This is a genomic window from Anoxybacillus sp. J5B_2022, assembly GCF_026847645.1.
Taxonomy (GTDB): domain Bacteria; phylum Bacillota; class Bacilli; order Bacillales; family Anoxybacillaceae; genus Anoxybacteroides.
The window spans coordinates 24593-40982 of sequence record NZ_JAPSMC010000018.1; the positions used below are offsets into that span (position 1 = coordinate 24593).

The 16390-nt window shown below is 45.2% G+C and carries 18 protein-coding genes; 11 read left to right on the forward strand and 7 right to left on the reverse strand.

The features are described from left to right. Window positions 1-105 precede the first annotated feature (105 nt). Window positions 106-1461 carry an MATE family efflux transporter gene (locus M4I42_RS07200; protein WP_442864081.1) on the forward strand — a complete coding sequence of 452 codons (1356 nt, stop codon included), beginning with the start codon at window positions 106-108 and terminating at the stop codon, window positions 1459-1461. Window positions 1462-1491: 30 nt separating this feature from the next. On the opposite strand, the gene asnB is transcribed toward M4I42_RS07200, so the two are convergent. After that, window positions 1492-3339 (reverse strand): asparagine synthase (glutamine-hydrolyzing), encoded by a 1848-nt coding sequence (gene asnB / locus M4I42_RS07205; protein ID WP_268851551.1) that lies wholly within the window; start codon window positions 3337-3339, stop codon window positions 1492-1494. A 439-nt stretch (window positions 3340-3778) separates the two neighbouring features. On the opposite strand from asnB, the gene M4I42_RS07210 reads away from it, so the two are divergent. Then, complete coding sequence (locus M4I42_RS07210; protein ID WP_268851528.1) at window positions 3779-4327, forward strand: DUF2777 family protein; 549 nt, start codon at window positions 3779-3781, stop codon at window positions 4325-4327. 28 nt (window positions 4328-4355) lie between these two features. Here the strand turns inward: M4I42_RS07210 and M4I42_RS07215 are convergent, their stop codons facing one another. Beyond that, on the reverse strand, window positions 4356-4712 hold the full coding sequence (locus M4I42_RS07215) for a YisL family protein (protein WP_268851529.1): 357 nt from the start codon (window positions 4710-4712) through the stop codon (window positions 4356-4358). A gap of 152 nt (window positions 4713-4864) precedes the next feature. Here M4I42_RS07215 and M4I42_RS07220 point away from each other — a divergent pair, with 152 nt between their 5' ends. Beyond that, on the forward strand, window positions 4865-6058 hold the full coding sequence (locus M4I42_RS07220; RefSeq protein WP_268851530.1) for an ornithine--oxo-acid transaminase: 1194 nt from the start codon (window positions 4865-4867) through the stop codon (window positions 6056-6058). A gap of 36 nt (window positions 6059-6094) precedes the next feature. Here M4I42_RS07220 and M4I42_RS07225 read toward each other — a convergent pair whose 3' ends face one another. Next, window positions 6095-6997, reverse strand: a complete 903-nt coding sequence (locus tag M4I42_RS07225; RefSeq protein WP_268851531.1) for a fumarylacetoacetate hydrolase family protein — start codon at window positions 6995-6997, stop codon at window positions 6095-6097. 200 nt (window positions 6998-7197) lie between these two features. Between M4I42_RS07225 and M4I42_RS07230 the strand changes: the two genes are divergently transcribed. After that, window positions 7198-7380 (forward strand): aspartyl-phosphate phosphatase Spo0E family protein, encoded by a 183-nt coding sequence (locus M4I42_RS07230; RefSeq protein WP_268851532.1) that lies wholly within the window; start codon window positions 7198-7200, stop codon window positions 7378-7380. Between the two features lie 22 nt (window positions 7381-7402). Here the strand turns inward: M4I42_RS07230 and M4I42_RS07235 are convergent, their stop codons facing one another. The 3 genes from M4I42_RS07235 to M4I42_RS07245 form a co-directional block, all read right to left on the reverse strand. Then, on the reverse strand, window positions 7403-8527 hold the full coding sequence (locus M4I42_RS07235) for a DUF418 domain-containing protein (RefSeq protein ID WP_268851552.1): 1125 nt from the start codon (window positions 8525-8527) through the stop codon (window positions 7403-7405). Window positions 8528-8587: 60 nt separating this feature from the next. After that, window positions 8588-10180 carry a long-chain-fatty-acid--CoA ligase gene (locus M4I42_RS07240; RefSeq protein ID WP_268851533.1) on the reverse strand — a complete coding sequence of 531 codons (1593 nt, stop codon included), beginning with the start codon at window positions 10178-10180 and terminating at the stop codon, window positions 8588-8590. Between the two features lie 85 nt (window positions 10181-10265). Beyond that, the gene (locus M4I42_RS07245; protein WP_268851534.1) at window positions 10266-10490 is read right to left on the reverse strand and encodes a spore germination protein; all 225 of its coding nucleotides are present in this window, start codon (window positions 10488-10490) and stop codon (window positions 10266-10268) included. A 136-nt stretch (window positions 10491-10626) separates the two neighbouring features. Between M4I42_RS07245 and M4I42_RS07250 the strand changes: the two genes are divergently transcribed. The 7 genes from M4I42_RS07250 (at window position 10627) to M4I42_RS07280 (ending at window position 12873) form a co-directional block, all read left to right on the forward strand. After that, on the forward strand, window positions 10627-10851 hold the full coding sequence (locus M4I42_RS07250; protein WP_268851535.1) for a spore germination protein: 225 nt from the start codon (window positions 10627-10629) through the stop codon (window positions 10849-10851). Window positions 10852-10912: 61 nt separating this feature from the next. Next, the gene (locus tag M4I42_RS07255; protein WP_268851536.1) at window positions 10913-11134 is read left to right on the forward strand and encodes a spore germination protein; all 222 of its coding nucleotides are present in this window, start codon (window positions 10913-10915) and stop codon (window positions 11132-11134) included. A gap of 12 nt (window positions 11135-11146) precedes the next feature. Continuing rightward, window positions 11147-11377, forward strand: a complete 231-nt coding sequence (locus M4I42_RS07260) for a spore germination protein GerPB (protein WP_268851537.1) — start codon at window positions 11147-11149, stop codon at window positions 11375-11377. Between the two features lie 49 nt (window positions 11378-11426). Further along, complete coding sequence (locus tag M4I42_RS07265; protein ID WP_268851538.1) at window positions 11427-12035, forward strand: spore germination protein GerPC; 609 nt, start codon at window positions 11427-11429, stop codon at window positions 12033-12035. Then, a complete protein-coding gene (locus M4I42_RS07270; protein ID WP_268851539.1) occupies window positions 12032-12214 on the forward strand; it encodes a spore gernimation protein GerPD in 183 nt (60 codons plus the stop codon). The genes M4I42_RS07265 and M4I42_RS07270 overlap by 4 nt, the downstream gene beginning before the upstream one ends. Before the next feature lie 27 nt (window positions 12215-12241). Beyond that, window positions 12242-12649 (forward strand): spore germination protein GerPE, encoded by a 408-nt coding sequence (locus tag M4I42_RS07275; RefSeq protein ID WP_268851540.1) that lies wholly within the window; start codon window positions 12242-12244, stop codon window positions 12647-12649. A gap of 2 nt (window positions 12650-12651) precedes the next feature. Next, window positions 12652-12873: a spore germination protein gene (locus M4I42_RS07280; RefSeq protein ID WP_268851541.1), complete on the forward strand. Its 222-nt coding sequence runs from the start codon at window positions 12652-12654 to the stop codon at window positions 12871-12873. Window positions 12874-12895: 22 nt separating this feature from the next. Here M4I42_RS07280 and M4I42_RS07285 read toward each other — a convergent pair whose 3' ends face one another. After that, on the reverse strand, window positions 12896-16270 hold the full coding sequence (locus M4I42_RS07285; RefSeq protein WP_268851542.1) for an AAA family ATPase: 3375 nt from the start codon (window positions 16268-16270) through the stop codon (window positions 12896-12898). Window positions 16271-16390 lie beyond the last annotated feature (120 nt).

A 16390-nucleotide genomic window follows, 5' to 3' on the forward strand; every position in this document is an offset into this window, starting at 1 on the left:
ATGTCGGAAATGTACAAATGGAATCGTGTTGCTCTCTTTTTATTATGCCATGAATCCGCTACACTAAATATAGTTTTTACGTCGGAATATGGAAAGGGGGCTGTCTTGATGCTAAAAGAAAAGAAATGGTCGTTGTTTTCGCTAACATGGCCCATATTTATTGAAACGTTATTGTATATGCTGATGGGAAATGCAGATACGCTTATGCTTAGCCAATATTCGGACGATTCCGTTGCCGCCGTCGGTGTCGCCAATCAAATCGTGTTTCTCGTCATCGTCATGTTTGAATTCATCGCGATGGGGACAGCCATTTTAACAGCCCAGTATGTTGGGGCAAAAGATAAGAGAAGCGCGGTCGAAGTATCGCTCGTGTCGATCGGCGCCAATTTTCTATTCAGCTTTCTATTAAGTGTCGTACTTTTGCTATTTGGCAAACCATTATTATATGCCATGAAACTGCCTCATAAATTATTAGACGAGGCGTACGCTTATTTAAGCATCGTCGGCGGTTTTTTATTTGTGCAAGCGCTCATTATGACGATCGGGGCTATTTTAAAAAGCTACGGATACACACGCGACACGATGTACGTGACAATCGGCATGAACATTTTAAACGTCATCGGAAACTATCTTTTTATTTTCGGACCATTGGGAATCCCGGTGTTAGGTGTCCAAGGAGTAGCGATTTCTACAACGGTCAGCCGGATCATTGGGCTTATCGTCATTTTTCTTCTATTCGTGAAACGGACGAAGCTCTCCTTTTCACCATCGCAACTGCTGTCTTTGCCATTCTATCACGTTCGTCACTTGTTGAAAATCGGCATTCCTTCTGCCGGGGAACATTTGGCGTACAATACTGCGCAAATGCTTATTACGTACTTTATTACTTGGTTCGGTACAGAAGCGTTAACCACAAGAGTTTATACGCAAAATATTATGATGTTTGTCTGGCTGTTTGGAATCGCTATTAGCCAAGGAACGCAGATTCTCGTCGGCCATTTTGTCGGCGCGAAACAATATGATGATGCATACGACCGGTGTTTAAAAAGTTTGCGTAGCGCGATCGCCATTTCCGTTGTGATGTCATCGGTATGTTTCGCATTCTCTGATTCTCTTCTTTCATTTTTTACAACGAACAAACACATTATCGAAACAGGCAAAACGCTGTTATTGCTAACGATCATTTTAGAGCCGGGGCGCTCGTTCAACCTCGTCATTATTAACTCGCTCCGTGCCGCAGGCGATGTAAAATTCCCAGTATATATGGGGATTTTATCGATGTTCGGCGTCAGCGTCACCATTTCCTACGTTCTCGGAGTATATTTTGAGCTCGGTCTTGTCGGTATATGGATTTCCTTTATCGCCGACGAATGGCTGCGCGGACTTTTGATGCTATGGCGCTGGCGCTCTAGAAACTGGCAAACGAAATCGTTCGTACAACAACGCATTGGAATGGCGTGATAAAAGGAGAAGCAGCCGCTGCTTCTCCTTTTATTCTTTAATATCAATGCCGTAATGCTCAAACCAGTCATGAACTTGGCATAAATACGCCAACAGCTGCGGGCCTGTCATTAACTGACCAAACCATGGCGCTTGAAAAGATTTTCCTCCCGTTTCGATCATTTCTTTCAGCTTTTCCGCTTCAAAAAATTCATGTAAGATCGATGAGCGTTCGTTCAATAGATTGGTTAATCTCGCTTTTACAAGTTCCGTATAAAGCGGGTGATGCGTTTTTGGATATGGACTTTTTTTCCGGTACAACACCTCTTCAGGCAACAATCCTTCCAACGCCCGGCGCAATATCCCTTTCTCTCGGTTGCCGTACATTTTCATCTCCCATGGAATATTCCACACATATTCTACTAACCGATGATCCGCAAACGGTACACGTACCTCCAAACTTGCGCCCATACTCATCCGATCTTTTCGATCTAAAAGCGTGCTCATAAACCAAATCATGTTCAGATAAAATAGTTCCCGGCGCTTCGCCTCGATGGCACTTTCCCCTTCGAGCCTCGGCACTTCCGCCACCGTTTCTTGAAAGCGTGTATGCACATACTCATCAAGTCGCAACTTTTGCTGCCACTTTTCTTTTAGCATCCCGATGCGTGCCTCTGTTGACCGCATCCACGGAAACCCGTTCCGCGTTAAATCGTCTGGACGGTGAAACCATGGGTATCCGCCGAAAATTTCATCGGCACATTCCCCCGATAGACTAACGACAAAATTTTGTTTAATTTGCCGACAAAACCAAAGCAATGACGAATCAATATCCGCCATCCCCGGCAAGTCACGAACGATGACCGCTTCCGTTAAATAATCGGCTAAATCACGCTGGGAAATCGTGCAGCGGTGATGAACCGTTCCAAACGTCTGAGACATTTTCTCAATCCACGGGCCGTCTGCATTTGGCTGAAAATCGTTCGCTTGGAAATAATGTTCGTTCCCTTCGTAGTCGATCGAATACGTATGAAGCGGGCCTTTTCCTTCTTTCTCAAACACGTTCGCTGCAATCGCCGTAATAGCGCTTGAATCCACTCCTCCAGATAAAAACGTGCACACCGGCACATCCGATACAAGCTGCCTCGTGACTGCATCCGTTAACAGAAAACGGACATGCTCTACCGTTTCTTCCAGCGTATCGCGGTGAACATCGCTTTTCACATTCCAGTAACGCCATATTTTCATCCCTTCGCGTGAATAGCGTAACGCATGCGCTGGTCGCAACTCATTGACATCACAAAACACGCCATGCCCCGGCGTCCTTGACGGTCCTAAACCAAAAACTTCCGCTAACCCTTCCCGATCAACAGCTCGTTTAACGTCCGGATGAGCTAAAATTGCTTTCATTTCCGAAGCAAATAACAAGCTGTTACCGTCGTGTCGGTAAAATAGCGGTTTTACTCCTAGACGGTCACGCGCTAAAAACAGGTGCTCCCGCTTTTCGTCCCAAATCGCAAACGCAAAAATACCGTTTAAATAGTCGACGCATTGTTCTTGCCACTCGATATAGGACGTTAATAGCACTTCCGTATCAGAGTGCCCTTGAAACGTATAGCCTCTTTTCAACAACTCTTTGCGGAGATCCTCGGTGTTGTATAACTCTCCGTTATAGCAAATCGTATATGCGTGGCCGTTTTTTTTCCTTGTCATCGGCTGCGCGCCGCCTTTCGGATCAACGACAACAAGCCGCTTATGGCCAAACGCCGCATGCTCCACTAGCCAATAGTTTGTATCATCCGGACCACGCTTCGCTAATGTTTCCGTCATTTTGTCGATCGTTTTTTGTTCGATTTGTATATTTCGTTGGAAATCTACCCAACCGGTGATCCCACACATATCAATCAATCCTTTCTCTTCATCAGCGTAAAAACAGATCGCTTTCCTATATGATATGCAGTAACGCAATAACAGGCGCCTTCCCATTCGTGTGCCAAAGCACACGTGCCCATCGCGGTTGGGCATGTTGCCTTAGCCTTTCTCATTGTATGCAGATGTGGGGATTTCGATGAATTGTCCGATCGGAATGAATAAAGAGAGAAAAAATCGGCGAAAACGAAAATAAGAAAAACGCAAAGCGCCCGCCTATCGGCGAAAATCGCACAAGCTGGAGGCTCATCCCAAGCAAAGCTTGAGCTTACGTGGGCAATTTCAAAGAAGAAAATTCAATGTGTTGCCGCCACAGTGTGGGGGAGCGATTCGGGCTGATGGCGCTTAGAGCTAGCAACAATTCCGAATTTTATACTTTCTTAATATTACAAAGAGAGGAGATGAGAAGATGAATTTAGAACAGCTGCTTTCCTATATTCCTGAACAAAAACGGGCTTATATCCACGGGGAAGTCGAATGTGTCAACGATGAATGGATTTTTTTCGACGAAGAACATGAAGAAGCAGCACTATTAGAAGAAATGACAGAGGGCGAAATTGAAATTTTCCGCCACGAACGATGGCTACACGGTTATTTACAAGAAAACGGAATCGTTCATTTAGGTGGGAGCATCTTGTCCCTTCATAACGGAGACATCGTTCGCTTTCGCAAATTACTGCCATATGCATACCGGCAATGGCTAGAGGGGCTTCCAGAAAAAACATTTTTTTGTTTCGTTGAATGGCTTAATAGCCTTCATTTTTCTTTATATGACTGCCTCTATTGTTACAATGGATTGTTGTTTGCCAAGCAGCTCGGCGTGAACTTTATCATCTTTGACAACACCGAATTAATCGCCAACGTCCAACATTATTACGAGCGAAGCAACATTAGCAAAGATCGCTTTGAAATGACACTCCATACAGGCAACCGATTTATTTGCACACAAATCGGCTAAAACGACAACCTCACGCGAGATTGTCGTTTTACGAAAATAAGTGAAACCCTAACGGGAGCTTCAACCCTAGATATAAAACAATCACAAATGCAACTACGAGCTGTAGCCAAGCGATTTGTGTGCTTTTCCCTTTTTTCACACGAGCAATCACCATTTCCATTGCCCCGATTACCCACAGCCCCACAACAGCTTTAACGATATATAGCGGTGGTGTGGATGCGAGCATCTGCAATAAAAGGGCACCCGTGACGATAATTAAAAGATAGAAAAGGCGCAACAACATCGATACCATTTTCACTTTCGGCGAGTTCGCTTTTTGCAATGAAAGCACGACAAAAAACAAAATAAAGGTAATCACCCACGTAGTAATATGCGCATGCGTCATGATCCTCTCCTCCTTTCCCAACATATATACCATCATAACACGTTTTTCTAAAAAAACGAAATAAAACATATGATTCCTGTCTAACAACCTTATCATCTTTTTGATATAATGTATAAAGTGATGTATAAAATATTGCAATAGGAGGAACGTGCATGAGTAAAACGATGGAAATCATTCATTTAACTGAGCGATATGGCGCAAACAACTACCATCCACTTCCAGTGGTTCTCTCCAAAGGCGAAGGGGTATGGGTGGAAGACCCTGAAGGAAACCGCTATATGGACATGCTTAGCGCTTATTCTGCTGTCAATCAAGGTCATCGCCATCCAAAAATCATTCAAGCGTTAAAAGAACAAGCTGACCGCATCACCTTAACATCCCGTGCATTCCACAACGATCAATTAGGTCCATGGTATGAAAAAGTAGCTAAATTAACCGGCAAAGAAATGGTGTTACCGATGAACACAGGCGCTGAAGCAGTCGAGACCGCGGTCAAAGCAGCGCGTCGTTGGGCTTATGATGTGAAAGGTGTGCCAGCTGATCAAGCGGAAATTATCGTCTGTGAAGACAATTTCCATGGCCGGACGATGACAGCGGTATCGATGTCCTCCAATCCGGAATATAAGCGCGGGTTCGGTCCGATGCTTCCAGGCATCAAAGTCATCCCATTCGGCGATGTTGAAGCATTAAAGAAAGCGATTACGCCAAATACAGCTGCGTTTATTTTCGAACCAATTCAAGGAGAAGCAGGCATTAACATCCCATCAGAAGGATTTTTGAAAGCTGCGTTTGATGTGTGCAAAGAACACAATGTGCTATACATTGCGGACGAAATTCAATCTGGTTTAGGCCGATCTGGAAAAATGTTTGCCTGCGATTGGGAAAATGTCGTTCCAGACATGTATATTCTTGGGAAAGCATTAGGTGGCGGTGTATTTCCAATTTCTTGCGTTGCAGCCAATCGCGACATTCTTGGTGTCTTTAACCCTGGATCACATGGCTCTACATTCGGTGGAAACCCGCTCGCTTGCGCGGTTTCGATCGCTGCCATCGACGTGCTTGTCGAAGAAAAACTCGCAGAACGCTCATTGGAATTAGGTAATTATTTCCAAGAGAAGCTGCGTGAAATTCAACACCCTGATATTAAAGAAGTGCGCGGTCGCGGATTGTTCATTGGAGTCGAATTGCATGGGCCTGCCCGCCCTTATTGCGAAAAACTACAACAGGAAGGCTTATTATGTAAAGAAACACATGATACAGTCATTCGTTTCGCACCACCACTCATCATTACAAAAGAGCAACTCGATTGGGCGATTGAAAAAGTAAAAAAAGTATTTAGTGAGTAAGCAAAAAGGGCTTCCCTATACGGGTGCCCTTTTCTTTTATTCCCCGATGGAATTGCGAAGCGTGCCAATTCCTTCGATCGTAATTTCGATGACATCGCCCGTTTCTAAAAAGCGCGGCGGTTTCATGCCTTTGCCGACCCCTGCCGGCGTTCCTGTCGCGATAATATCGCCCGGCTCTAATGTCATTCCTTGCGAAATCGTCGCAATAATCGTTTCGACTGGGAAAATAAACTGCTCCGTATTTGCCTTTTGCCGCGTTTCCCCATTGACTTTCGTTTCGATATGTAAACGGTTCGGATTAGCAATGAGCGACTTATGCACAATCCACGGCCCCATCGGGCAAGACGTATCAAGGCTTTTCCCTAGCAAAAATTGCTTGTGTCGCTGCTGCAAATCACGGGCGGTAATATCATTAATAATCGTGTAGCCAAATACATACTCAAGCGCTTCCGCTTCTGAAATGGCTTTTCCCTTTTTGCCGATCACAACCGCAAGCTCGCCTTCATAGTCCAGTTCGTTTGTCACATCCCGATGGCGCAACACCGTTTCTTCATGTCCAACCACCGTTGTCGGCACTTTGGAAAACAGCATTAAATGTTTCGGAATATCAGCGGCGCTGCCTAGCTCAAGCGCATGTTCGACATAGTTTTTCCCGACGCAAAAAATGTTTTTCAGCGGCCGCGGAATCGGTGCCAACAATCGAACCTCCTCGAGCGAATAGACGTATTGCGGCGACGGATGTGCCTTTACCCAGGCGAGTAGTTCACGAACTTTCTGAATGAACACATCCCCGAGCGCGATGCACTCAACGAGCGTTTCTGGTAGCGTTGTAGATGACTCCATCATTTGTTCTGCCAACCGCAAGTCGATGACTGCTTCATTTTCTGTGACAACCCCAATGAATCGAGCGCTGTTTCGTTCAGCTGTAACAAATTTCATTTCCACATCTCCTCATTTTTCGTTTTCGATAACATATATTCGTCTTCGTTTGCGAAAACCCTACTAAAAATTTTGTAGAAATTTGTAATATTATGTCTTATTTTCACGAAATCCTTTCCTTTTTTTCCATTCCGTGTATAATGATTGTAACTAGGTTTTTGCACCTTTGAAATGAGAATAACTAAACGTTGGTGAAAACAATGATCATGTTGATTGAAGAAAAGCGACAACAAATGATCGAAATGGCTTTAACATACGGTTTCACAGCAAAAGAAACGATTCAATGCAGTCAAGAATTGGACGAGTTGATTAATCAATACGTAAAAAAGACGTTACCGATGTTTCCTGCTCCAGAGCATTCCCTGTCGCCTGTCCCTCAGTAGCTAGCCGAGGGACTTCTTTTATTTATGACCGCCGGCGAAATAGCGGCCAATTTCCGTATGTCACTGCTCGCCATAGCCACTCGACAGGACCGGTATAAAAGTGCTGCAGCCATTTTCGGCTAGCGATCGCTTGCAAGCCGTAAATTACAGCGACCCCTATCGTTCCATATAGAGGACGAACGCTCCCATACAAGCCGAGCCCATAGCTGTAAAAGACAAACGTGCAAAGCACCGACTGAAGTAAATAATTCGTGACCGACATGCGGCCGGCTGCTGCTAAATAGTCAAACACTCCCCATCTTTTTTGCGCTAACAGCCACATTCCCGCTGCGTAAAACAGCGCCAACGCTGGACCGCCGAACGTATCTTGCACATACTCTGTCCACATATTTTTTCCCATCCAATACGGCAACAACTTTAACGGTAGCCCGATCAAGAAAGAAACGACCGCTACTCGCTTAATAGTACGCGCGGACAAAGCCGATCGGTTTTGCGCCACATATCCGCCGAACAATCCGAAAGAAAGGAGAGTCATCGCAATGAATAAAAACCCTTCCGTATTGTTCACGTACACCCAATCATGCAGGCGTTGCCAAAAAATATCGGAAGCCGTTCCATGCCGATAGTTTTTTAACGCTTCTCGCGCAAGTGATTCCGCTTCAACAGATACCCCATTTTCTCCTGTGCGCCCCGCAACCACTAATAAAATAGCGATGATCCCACGAGGAACGTAACAAACAAGTGCAGTAAACAGCCAAACACGGGAAGAAACTTGCTGAAAAAGAAGAAGCAATACTCCGGTTGCTGCATACGTAATTAAAATATCACCATGCCAAATGAAAAACGCATGAATACCCCCAAGCACTAATAACGCTACCATTCGGCGCATAAATAAACGCGGAAACGGCAGCCCTTGTTCGCTCGCCTGCTCACGAAATAATATCATGCTAAATCCAAATAAAAACGCAAAAAGCGGATAAAAACTCGCCTGCGCCGCCACATCAATGAACGTAATTGTCCAGCGATCAAGCGGGCTTTTCCACCAGTTTTCAAGACGTATGTACATGACCGGAGAATGGAAATCGAGCATATTCACTAAAAAAATCCCGAAAAGCGCAAACCCTCTTATACTATCAACTTCTTTCATTCTCAAATGCTTCCCCTCCAAATGAAAAGGCGCCGCTTCGCTGGCGGACGCCCGATTATTTTAGTTGACATACCGGCTTGTTTTTCCGTGTGTTTTCCAGTATTCATTACGCAAATGAACTTTTTGAATTTTTCCTGATGCTGTTTTCGGAAGTTCTTTCACAAACGTTACGCCTGTAATCGCTTTGAAGTGGGCTAATTTCTCACGGGAAAAGACGACCAACTCTTGTTCAGTGACATGATGGCCTGGTCGAACGACTACGAACGCATGCGGTGTTTCTCCCCATTTTTCATGCGGAGCAGCAATGACCGCTGCTTCTAACACCGCGGGATGGTCATAAAGAACCCCTTCCACTTCAATCGAAGAAATATTTTCGCCGCCGCTAATAATAATATCCTTTTTCCGGTCGACGATGTCAATGTTTCCGTATTCGTCGACGGTCGCCATATCGCCGGTATGGAGCCAGCCGTTTCGAATCGTTTCCATCGTCGCCTCTGGATTTTTCCAATACCCTTTCATGACACCGTTGCTTCTAACAACGACTTCGCCGATCGATTGCCCATCGTGCGGCACTTCTTCCCCATGTTCATTGATCACTTTTACTTCACAGCCAATCATCGCATGACCAGCTTTTGCTTTCATGCGATATTGTTCATGAAGCGGCAAGTGGCTTAAATGCGAACGAATCGTAGAAACAGTGCTTAATGGCGATGATTCGGTCATGCCGTATACTTGAATGAATTCCCATCCCAGTTCTTTTTCAACGCGCGTCACAAACGCAGGCGGCGGTGCTGAGCCGGCAATAACGACGCGAACAGGATGATCAATCGTTGGCACGTGCTGTTCGTAATATTGCAACAGCGAATTTAATACGGTCGGCGCCATATGCATAACGTTCACGTGATATTTTTTTATGCAGTCAAAAATAAGTTCCGGCGCGGCCTTGCGCAAACAAATGTGCGTTGCGCCATTGGCGGTATAATAGAATGGCGCTCCCCAGCCGTTGACATGAAACATTGGCAATACGTGCAAATAATTATCGCAGTCGGATACACGTAAATGGTGCATCGTAACTAATGCATGAAGATAGTTATTGCGATGCGTCAGCATAACCCCTTTCGGATTTCCTGTCGTTCCGCTCGTATAAAGAAGGCTGCATACATCATTTTCATCGATTTCTGGCCGGGAAAATGGCGCGGTCGGAAATTGCGCGAGCCATTCATCGTAAGCGATTTCATCGGTAGCATCGTCTTTGTAATGAACGATGATTTTCTCGACCGTTTCGAGCTTGTCCTTAATCGGCACAATTAAGTAATATAATTCTTGGTCGACAAATAGCACTTTGCTTTCGCTATGATTCAAAATAAACAAATAGTCATCCGGCTTTAGACGAATGTTTAGCGGCACCATAATCGCTCCGAGCTGAAAGACACCGTAAAACCCTTCGAACATTTCAAGCGTATTTGGCGCTAAATAAGCCACGCGATCGCCTTGTTGTACCCCTAGCTCCCTTAGTCCGTGCGACAGCTGATTCACTCGATCGTTCAGCTGCCGATATGTAAGCTCTCTTTCTCCACAGATGACCCCTGTTTTTTCGCCATACAACGCCACCGCTCGGTCTAAAAATTGCGTTAATACTAACGGTACATTCATCTCCCCATCCCCCTTTTTGTTTGAAAATTCAATAAAATTATAGCATATTTTTCAAGAAAAAGCGTTACAATTTTTTGCAACGCTTTTACTTATTGGCGATATTATTTGAGCCGTTCAAATCGGCATCAAACGTATTCGTGACACTGCAAAACGTATTCGTTTGCAAAAAATCGCCGGTATTGCTGCCGCCTGCTCCAGAATTCGATTTAGCCGTACTTTTCGGGGCGATTTGGAGCACATCTCCCATATTGACCGTACCGTTCCCGCCAACGCTCGTCACTTTCACCCCACCAATAATTACCGCTGGCATGTCCATCATCCTCTTTCATCTTTTATGTTTTATTCTATGAAATAAACAAAAAAACGTATGGACATCTACCCGCATTCAACACTTTCTTTCCGATTTCATACAATACAATAAGGCGTATAAGAAAGGATGTGAACATATGCCGTCTTTTATTGGTGGACCAATCAAAATTACAAACGTTAGCGGCGACGGAACGGTAAACTTTGGTGACGTCTTGCAAATTACACCGAAAAGCACTGTAAAATCCCATTTAGGTTCAGGGGGAGGGAATAACGGGGATTTTATGCAAACGAATACATTTGTTAGCTTCACGAACACGGCAGATCCAGACATTGCCGATGCAAACAATGTAGCAAACAACTAACCGCACCTTTTCCCGCCCATGCCCATACGATATACTGAGAACGAAAGAAAGGTGTTTATGTATGCCCGCATTCGTTGGAGTCGTCAAACTGAACAGCATCGGGAGCAGCGGGGTTTTTCATATCGGCGATGTGTTTGCGATTTCTCCGTACAGCGTTGCTAAAACGTTTGCTGGTGCTGGCTCGTTCAATACCGGAAACGGGTTGCATGTTTATAACTATTACAGCAATACAAACACAAACGATGCAGATGTGGCAGATGAAAATATTGTCGGCAACGCGTAAAGGAGGGGAACGATGAATTTCTATATCAATCAAAGTATATGGATTTATCAATTGAAAATCGGCTCCGTATCGAACTCATCTGTCTTGCAAATCGGCAGTGCCGGTAGCATTCAAGCGCATTCAACGTTAAGCAATACAGGCGGATTTACTCAACCCGCTCCGGAAGCGAAGTTGGCTGGTCCGTTCACTCCGTTGGTTCCGCTTCATTCTGCGACTCGCCAAAAAAGTGATGACAACGAGTAGCTGTTCATATACTAGAAAGAGAGGGGACCTTTGAGAGGATGATCGCCACATGAGCACTTCGTTTCCACACGATTACTTCACAAAATTGCACCATTATTTAACTTGGCAGACAAATAAAATCAAGCATCTCGAACAGCAGATTGCTCACCTTGAAAAAGAAATTCAAGAGTTAAAACAACGTCCGCAAACGATGATCGAAAAAATTGAATATAAATTTGACCAACTAAAAGTCGAAACGTTGGAAGGAACGTTAAATATCGGGCTGACACCGAACGGGGGCACGCTGATTGAAGATTTTTCCGTCAGTCCTGAAAAAACGGTCGTTCCGAAGCCAGAGCCGGTATTGTTCCGCAGCATTCAAAGCAAAATTAACGAATATTTAGCGAACGACTGTAAAACGATATTGGAACAGTTGGAAACAAAATATGCCTATCCGCTCGATGAAACGTATCGCCAATTTATTTTGCAAGACGTTCAGCGGCAAATCGATGAACGAATTCACTTTTATTTGCAACAAAAAATGAATAGCGGCTACGTTCCAGATCCGAGTTCTTCCGAAGCAGTGGAAACGGAAATTGTCAATAAAGTCAAACAAGACATTGAGCAATCGTTAGACAGTTTTATGAAACATTTACCAAAGCAAGGAGGAGAAAGATGAATTATACCGTCGTTAACCGTGAAATACAAATCGGCGATATTTATTTGACGGCCGTCACGAGTTCATCTATCTTTTTAATCGGCGATGCTGACATCATTAATCTTGCATCCGCTTTTGATACCCCGCCGGAATCGTTGATTATCGGTCCGTTCGTTCCGCTTACGCCAAAAGGGTCATAAACTACTAGATGAAAGGTTGTCTGCGCCGTGAAACGATTATCAATGGTTCAGCTACTCAATAGTAAAGTGTTTCTTCTCAGTTCCGTTCTGCAAATTGGCGACTCACGCGAAATTACCGCCCGCTCGAACGTATTAGCTGTTCAACGGCAATATGAGCTTTTTTATGGAGGCGAAGGAGAAGTGGGATTTCCGGTGCTTACTAAACCGATTCCAAAGCTCGATGTCCCCGCCTCTGTTCGCACGTATCGCCTCAATGAGTCCCCGGTTTTGTCGGTTCGTTCCGTTTATTTGATCGCTGCTTCGACAGCGTCCGTCGTTCATATTGGCTCTACTTCCACGATTAGCGGCGAAACGAGAATTAAACATATTCGCCAATTAGCCGATTCCATCGCCCCCACTCCAAAAACAGCGATTCGCATAACAAAGGATGGATAAATATGCCTGCAGTAGTCGGTCCGATTAAGATTACAAATATAGGAAGCGGTGCCGTGTTCCAAGTGGGGGATACGCTCTACATTGCACCGAAAATAGCCACGAAAACACTAGGAGGTGCCGGAGGATTCAATACTGGAGATTTTATTATTACGAATAACGGGATCAGTTTGACTAACACGTTTGATCCTGATGTGTTTGACAGCAATGTTGCTGGCAATAATTAAAGGTGGGAATAATCCCACCTTTTTACATTATTTCTAAACTGACGAGTGTGCCGCGCCCCGATGGTTCTGCCGGTTTGACGACAAGCCGTTTCGGCAGGCGGGCACGCAGTTCTTGAACGTGGCTGATCACACCGATTGCCATATCGTTTGCTTGCAACCTTTCAAGCGTCGTAATGACGACATCGAGCAATTCACTATCGAGCGTGCCGAAGCCTTCGTCTAAAAAGAAAAATTGCAATGGATATTCACCGCGCAATTGAATTTGCGCAGATAAAGCAAGCGCCAATGATAAGGATGTTAAAAATGTTTCTCCACCTGACAACGTCGTCACCGGGCGACGAACTCCGCCATTAGCGTCATCACGGATCATAAAGCCGCCTTCGGAATCAACTTCAATCGCATATCGTTGCCGCGTTAACGCACCAAGTCGCTCAGAAGCATCGCGTGTCACACGAATGAGTTGCTCTTCTGCGATAAACTCGACGAAGCTATTGCCGCGTAGTACACTTTGCAGCTCGCGGTATTGATTAACTAGCCTTTCTACAACGATTCGTTGCCGTTCGAGCTCTTGAAAACGGACGTGTTTTTCTTGCAACTCTTCCATTTTCGTTTTTGCTGAAGCGGCTCGTTCAATGCATTCCGTCATCTTCGTTTCTTGTTCGCGGCGTAGCTGTTCTGTTTGGCGCCATTGCTCTTCTGTCATTTCTTCCCCATTCATCATCGTTGTAATTCGTTTCCATTCGTTTTGCCATTTGAGCTTGTTGTCACGATGCTGCGCGATCTGTTCAGAAATAGCCGCTTTCTCTTCTACCGTTAATAGCGCTTGGCGGATGTCATCATTTGACGACCACTCACTTTTCGCCAGTCGTTCATTCCATTCGGCTTGCGCTTGTTCCCAGCGCTTGTTACTTTCCAAAAACGCCAGCTGCGCAGCCTGATAGTTTGCTTGTAGCACTTGGTATTGCCGTTGTATCTGCGTCCATGTTTCGTACGTTTCTGTTTCTTGCTGTTGCAGTTGTACTATCTGTTGCTCCGTTTTTGCTAGTAAATGAGCAACCTCTTCTGGCTTCACTTGAAACGGTAGTGCCCGTTCGTATTCTTCGTATTGCTGCTGTTTCATTTGTTGCAATGTAGCTTGTTCTGCTTTTGCCCGTTCAAGCTGTTGCCACTGTTCTTTCAGTTGTTCGCGCTCATTATTTTTTTCTTCTAAAAAACGGATGCTTTTCTCAATGCGCTCTTGCAGCGACTGCGCTTCTTTTTCATCTGCTTGCAATTGTTTCATCGTTTGTTCGATCGTTTCAAACACTAAATCTGGATATATCTCCCGCCACTTTTGCAGCCGCTCCTCACGAACAAGCATGCGCTCCTTGTATTTTTCGCCCCGTTCGTTTATTTCCCGTTCCAACGCCGCTTGTTGGTGCAATAACTCTTGTTGCTTCATTTCTAGCATTTTTCGCTGTTTCAATAGCTCATTTGTTGCTTCTTGGCATTGCACATAATCTTGCTGCAACGCTTTCACTTCTACGGAAATATGCTTTAATTGTTCCGTGAACGAACGTTCTTTTGCACTTTCCACTTCCCTCTTTACTTTTTCAGCATCGCTTGCTAATAGTGTCTCTGTTGTTCCCGCCGTCATAAGCTCTGCTAATTGCTGTATCTTCATTTTCAACGTTTGCAGCGGTTGAACAAGTAACTGGGCTTGCTCTAACTGCTGCTCCCATTCTTCGAGCTGTTGTTCGTTCTCGCTAGTCGGCGGCTGTGCCGGTTGTGGATGGTGAACAGAGCCGCAAACGGGACAAGGGCTACCGGCTTGCAATGTCGCAGCTAACAAAGCAGCTGTGTGACGCATTCGCTCTTGTTGGGCTGCTTTTTGTGCCTGTTTCATTTTATAAAGCAGCTTTTCTAGCTCCGTTTCGTGCTCACACACAAGGTGATATAGCCTTTCGGTTCGATGAAAATGCGCTCGCTCTTTTTTCTTGAAAGTTTCCCATCGTTCTGCTTCCGCCTGTACTATTTTTACAAGTTCGTCATGCTGCGCTTGCTTTTGCCGCCATTCGTCACGAATTTCTTGAAGCGCCCGCTCCAGTGAATGAATTTCTCTTTTTTCTTCGTATGCTTGGTAAATACGTTCTTTTCGTTGCACGTCGACTTGTTTTTGTTGCCACGATTCTTTTAGCCATTTTTGTTTTTCCAATGCACGTTCGTAAAGGTCGGATAGTTGTTCGAGAGCTTGTTTGATTTGCTCTTCTTTTTCCGTGAGAGTCGCAAGCTGACTTCCGCTCGCTGCGATCTCTTGTTCGATGCTTTTCATCCGCTCAAACAGCTGTTGCGCCTGTAACAACTGCTCTTTTTTTTGCAGCCACTTCGGCTCTTCCTCGCTTTTTTTCGTTCGAATCAAACGGTATGCCTCCGCCGCTTGCTCATATTGTTGCCGTACAACGTGCAGCTGCTTTTCTGTTGTTTCCAACTCCTTTGCCCACTTCTCGGCCTCCTGCTTCGTTTGTTCGTATTGTTGAAGATACGGCAGCAATCGCTCCGCTTCCTCTGCTCGCTTTTGCTTTCGTTCGAGGTGGGCGATCGTTTCTTCGTTTTGCTGACATAGAGCTAGCTGCTGTTCAGCGTATTCTTTTTCCTTCTGCCATTGCCATAGTTGTTTCTCTCGCTCATAGCGTTCGATTATTTGCGCGAGCCGCTCTTTTTGTAGTTCAAGTTCACACTCAAGCGCCTCTAGCTGCCGTTTTTGTTCCGCAAGCGCTGCTTGAGAAGCGTCGCCAAGCCCTGCCTGTTCAGCTCGGATCGCATCTAAATTTGCCATTACCGTTGCCAGTTTTGTTTTTAATTTTTCGTTCAGTTCGTCACCGTATCGTTCAAGGTTAAACAGCCGTTGGAGCATTTGCCGCCGCTCTACGCCCTTTAGCGATAAAAATTCCGCGAACTTCCCTTGGGGAAGAACGACTGCGCGAGTAAAGTCTTTCATTTCTAATCCGAGCAGCTGCTTCACTCGTTCATCGACATCCCGCGCTTTGTCCGCCAGCACGACCCGTTCGCTTCCTTCTTCTATCAAGCGGCTGATGGCCGTTTTGACGCGCCATTCATCGCTCCGTTTAAACGTTCGTTCGACCGTATATCGCTTTTTTCCGGCGGCGTTCATTAATTCAAACGTGAATGAAACGGATAGCTCGTTTTCTGCATGGTTCATAATGCCGTGCGTATTGTTCGCGGCCCGTTCCACGTTGCCGTATAATGCCAACGTCATCGCATCTAAAATCGACGATTTCCCGCTTCCCGTCGGTCCGAAAATGCCAAAAAGCCCACCTTCGCACAGCTTTTCAAAATCAATCGTTTGCTTTTCGCGGAAGCTATGTAATCCTGCCACGGTTAAGCGAATTGGCTTCATTGCTCCACACCGTTACAGAAAACTTACAAGACTTTATAAGAAACTTATAAAGGTCTACGTTTCCTTCCTTGTTCATCGCGTCCGATTTCGCCAAAGCTACTCTCGTTTTGTGCGGCGCTC

What these genes read in the sequence shown, in the direction of transcription:
- M4I42_RS07265 (WP_268851538.1), top strand. Translation starts at nt 11,427, where the DNA reads ATGAGCACTTCGTTTCCACACGATTACTTCACAAAATTGCACCATTAT.
- M4I42_RS07210 (WP_268851528.1), top strand. Translation starts at nt 3,779, where the DNA reads ATGAATTTAGAACAGCTGCTTTCCTATATTCCTGAACAAAAACGGGCT.
- M4I42_RS07245 (WP_268851534.1), bottom strand. Translation starts at nt 10,490, where the DNA reads ATGCCAGCGGTAATTATTGGTGGGGTGAAAGTGACGAGCGTTGGCGGG.
- M4I42_RS07230 (WP_268851532.1), top strand. Translation starts at nt 7,198, where the DNA reads ATGATCATGTTGATTGAAGAAAAGCGACAACAAATGATCGAAATGGCT.
- M4I42_RS07220 (WP_268851530.1), top strand. Translation starts at nt 4,865, where the DNA reads ATGAGTAAAACGATGGAAATCATTCATTTAACTGAGCGATATGGCGCA.
- M4I42_RS07240 (WP_268851533.1), bottom strand. Translation starts at nt 10,180, where the DNA reads ATGAATGTACCGTTAGTATTAACGCAATTTTTAGACCGAGCGGTGGCG.
- M4I42_RS07225 (WP_268851531.1), bottom strand. Translation starts at nt 6,997, where the DNA reads ATGAAATTTGTTACAGCTGAACGAAACAGCGCTCGATTCATTGGGGTT.
- M4I42_RS07235 (WP_268851552.1), bottom strand. Translation starts at nt 8,527, where the DNA reads ATGAAAGAAGTTGATAGTATAAGAGGGTTTGCGCTTTTCGGGATTTTT.
- M4I42_RS07255 (WP_268851536.1), top strand. Translation starts at nt 10,913, where the DNA reads ATGCCCGCATTCGTTGGAGTCGTCAAACTGAACAGCATCGGGAGCAGC.
- M4I42_RS07280 (WP_268851541.1), top strand. Translation starts at nt 12,652, where the DNA reads ATGCCTGCAGTAGTCGGTCCGATTAAGATTACAAATATAGGAAGCGGT.
- M4I42_RS07270 (WP_268851539.1), top strand. Translation starts at nt 12,032, where the DNA reads ATGAATTATACCGTCGTTAACCGTGAAATACAAATCGGCGATATTTAT.
- M4I42_RS07285 (WP_268851542.1), bottom strand. Translation starts at nt 16,270, where the DNA reads ATGAAGCCAATTCGCTTAACCGTGGCAGGATTACATAGCTTCCGCGAA.
- asnB (WP_268851551.1), bottom strand. Translation starts at nt 3,339, where the DNA reads ATGTGTGGGATCACCGGTTGGGTAGATTTCCAACGAAATATACAAATC.
- M4I42_RS07260 (WP_268851537.1), top strand. Translation starts at nt 11,147, where the DNA reads ATGAATTTCTATATCAATCAAAGTATATGGATTTATCAATTGAAAATC.
- M4I42_RS07215 (WP_268851529.1), bottom strand. Translation starts at nt 4,712, where the DNA reads ATGACGCATGCGCATATTACTACGTGGGTGATTACCTTTATTTTGTTT.
- M4I42_RS07250 (WP_268851535.1), top strand. Translation starts at nt 10,627, where the DNA reads ATGCCGTCTTTTATTGGTGGACCAATCAAAATTACAAACGTTAGCGGC.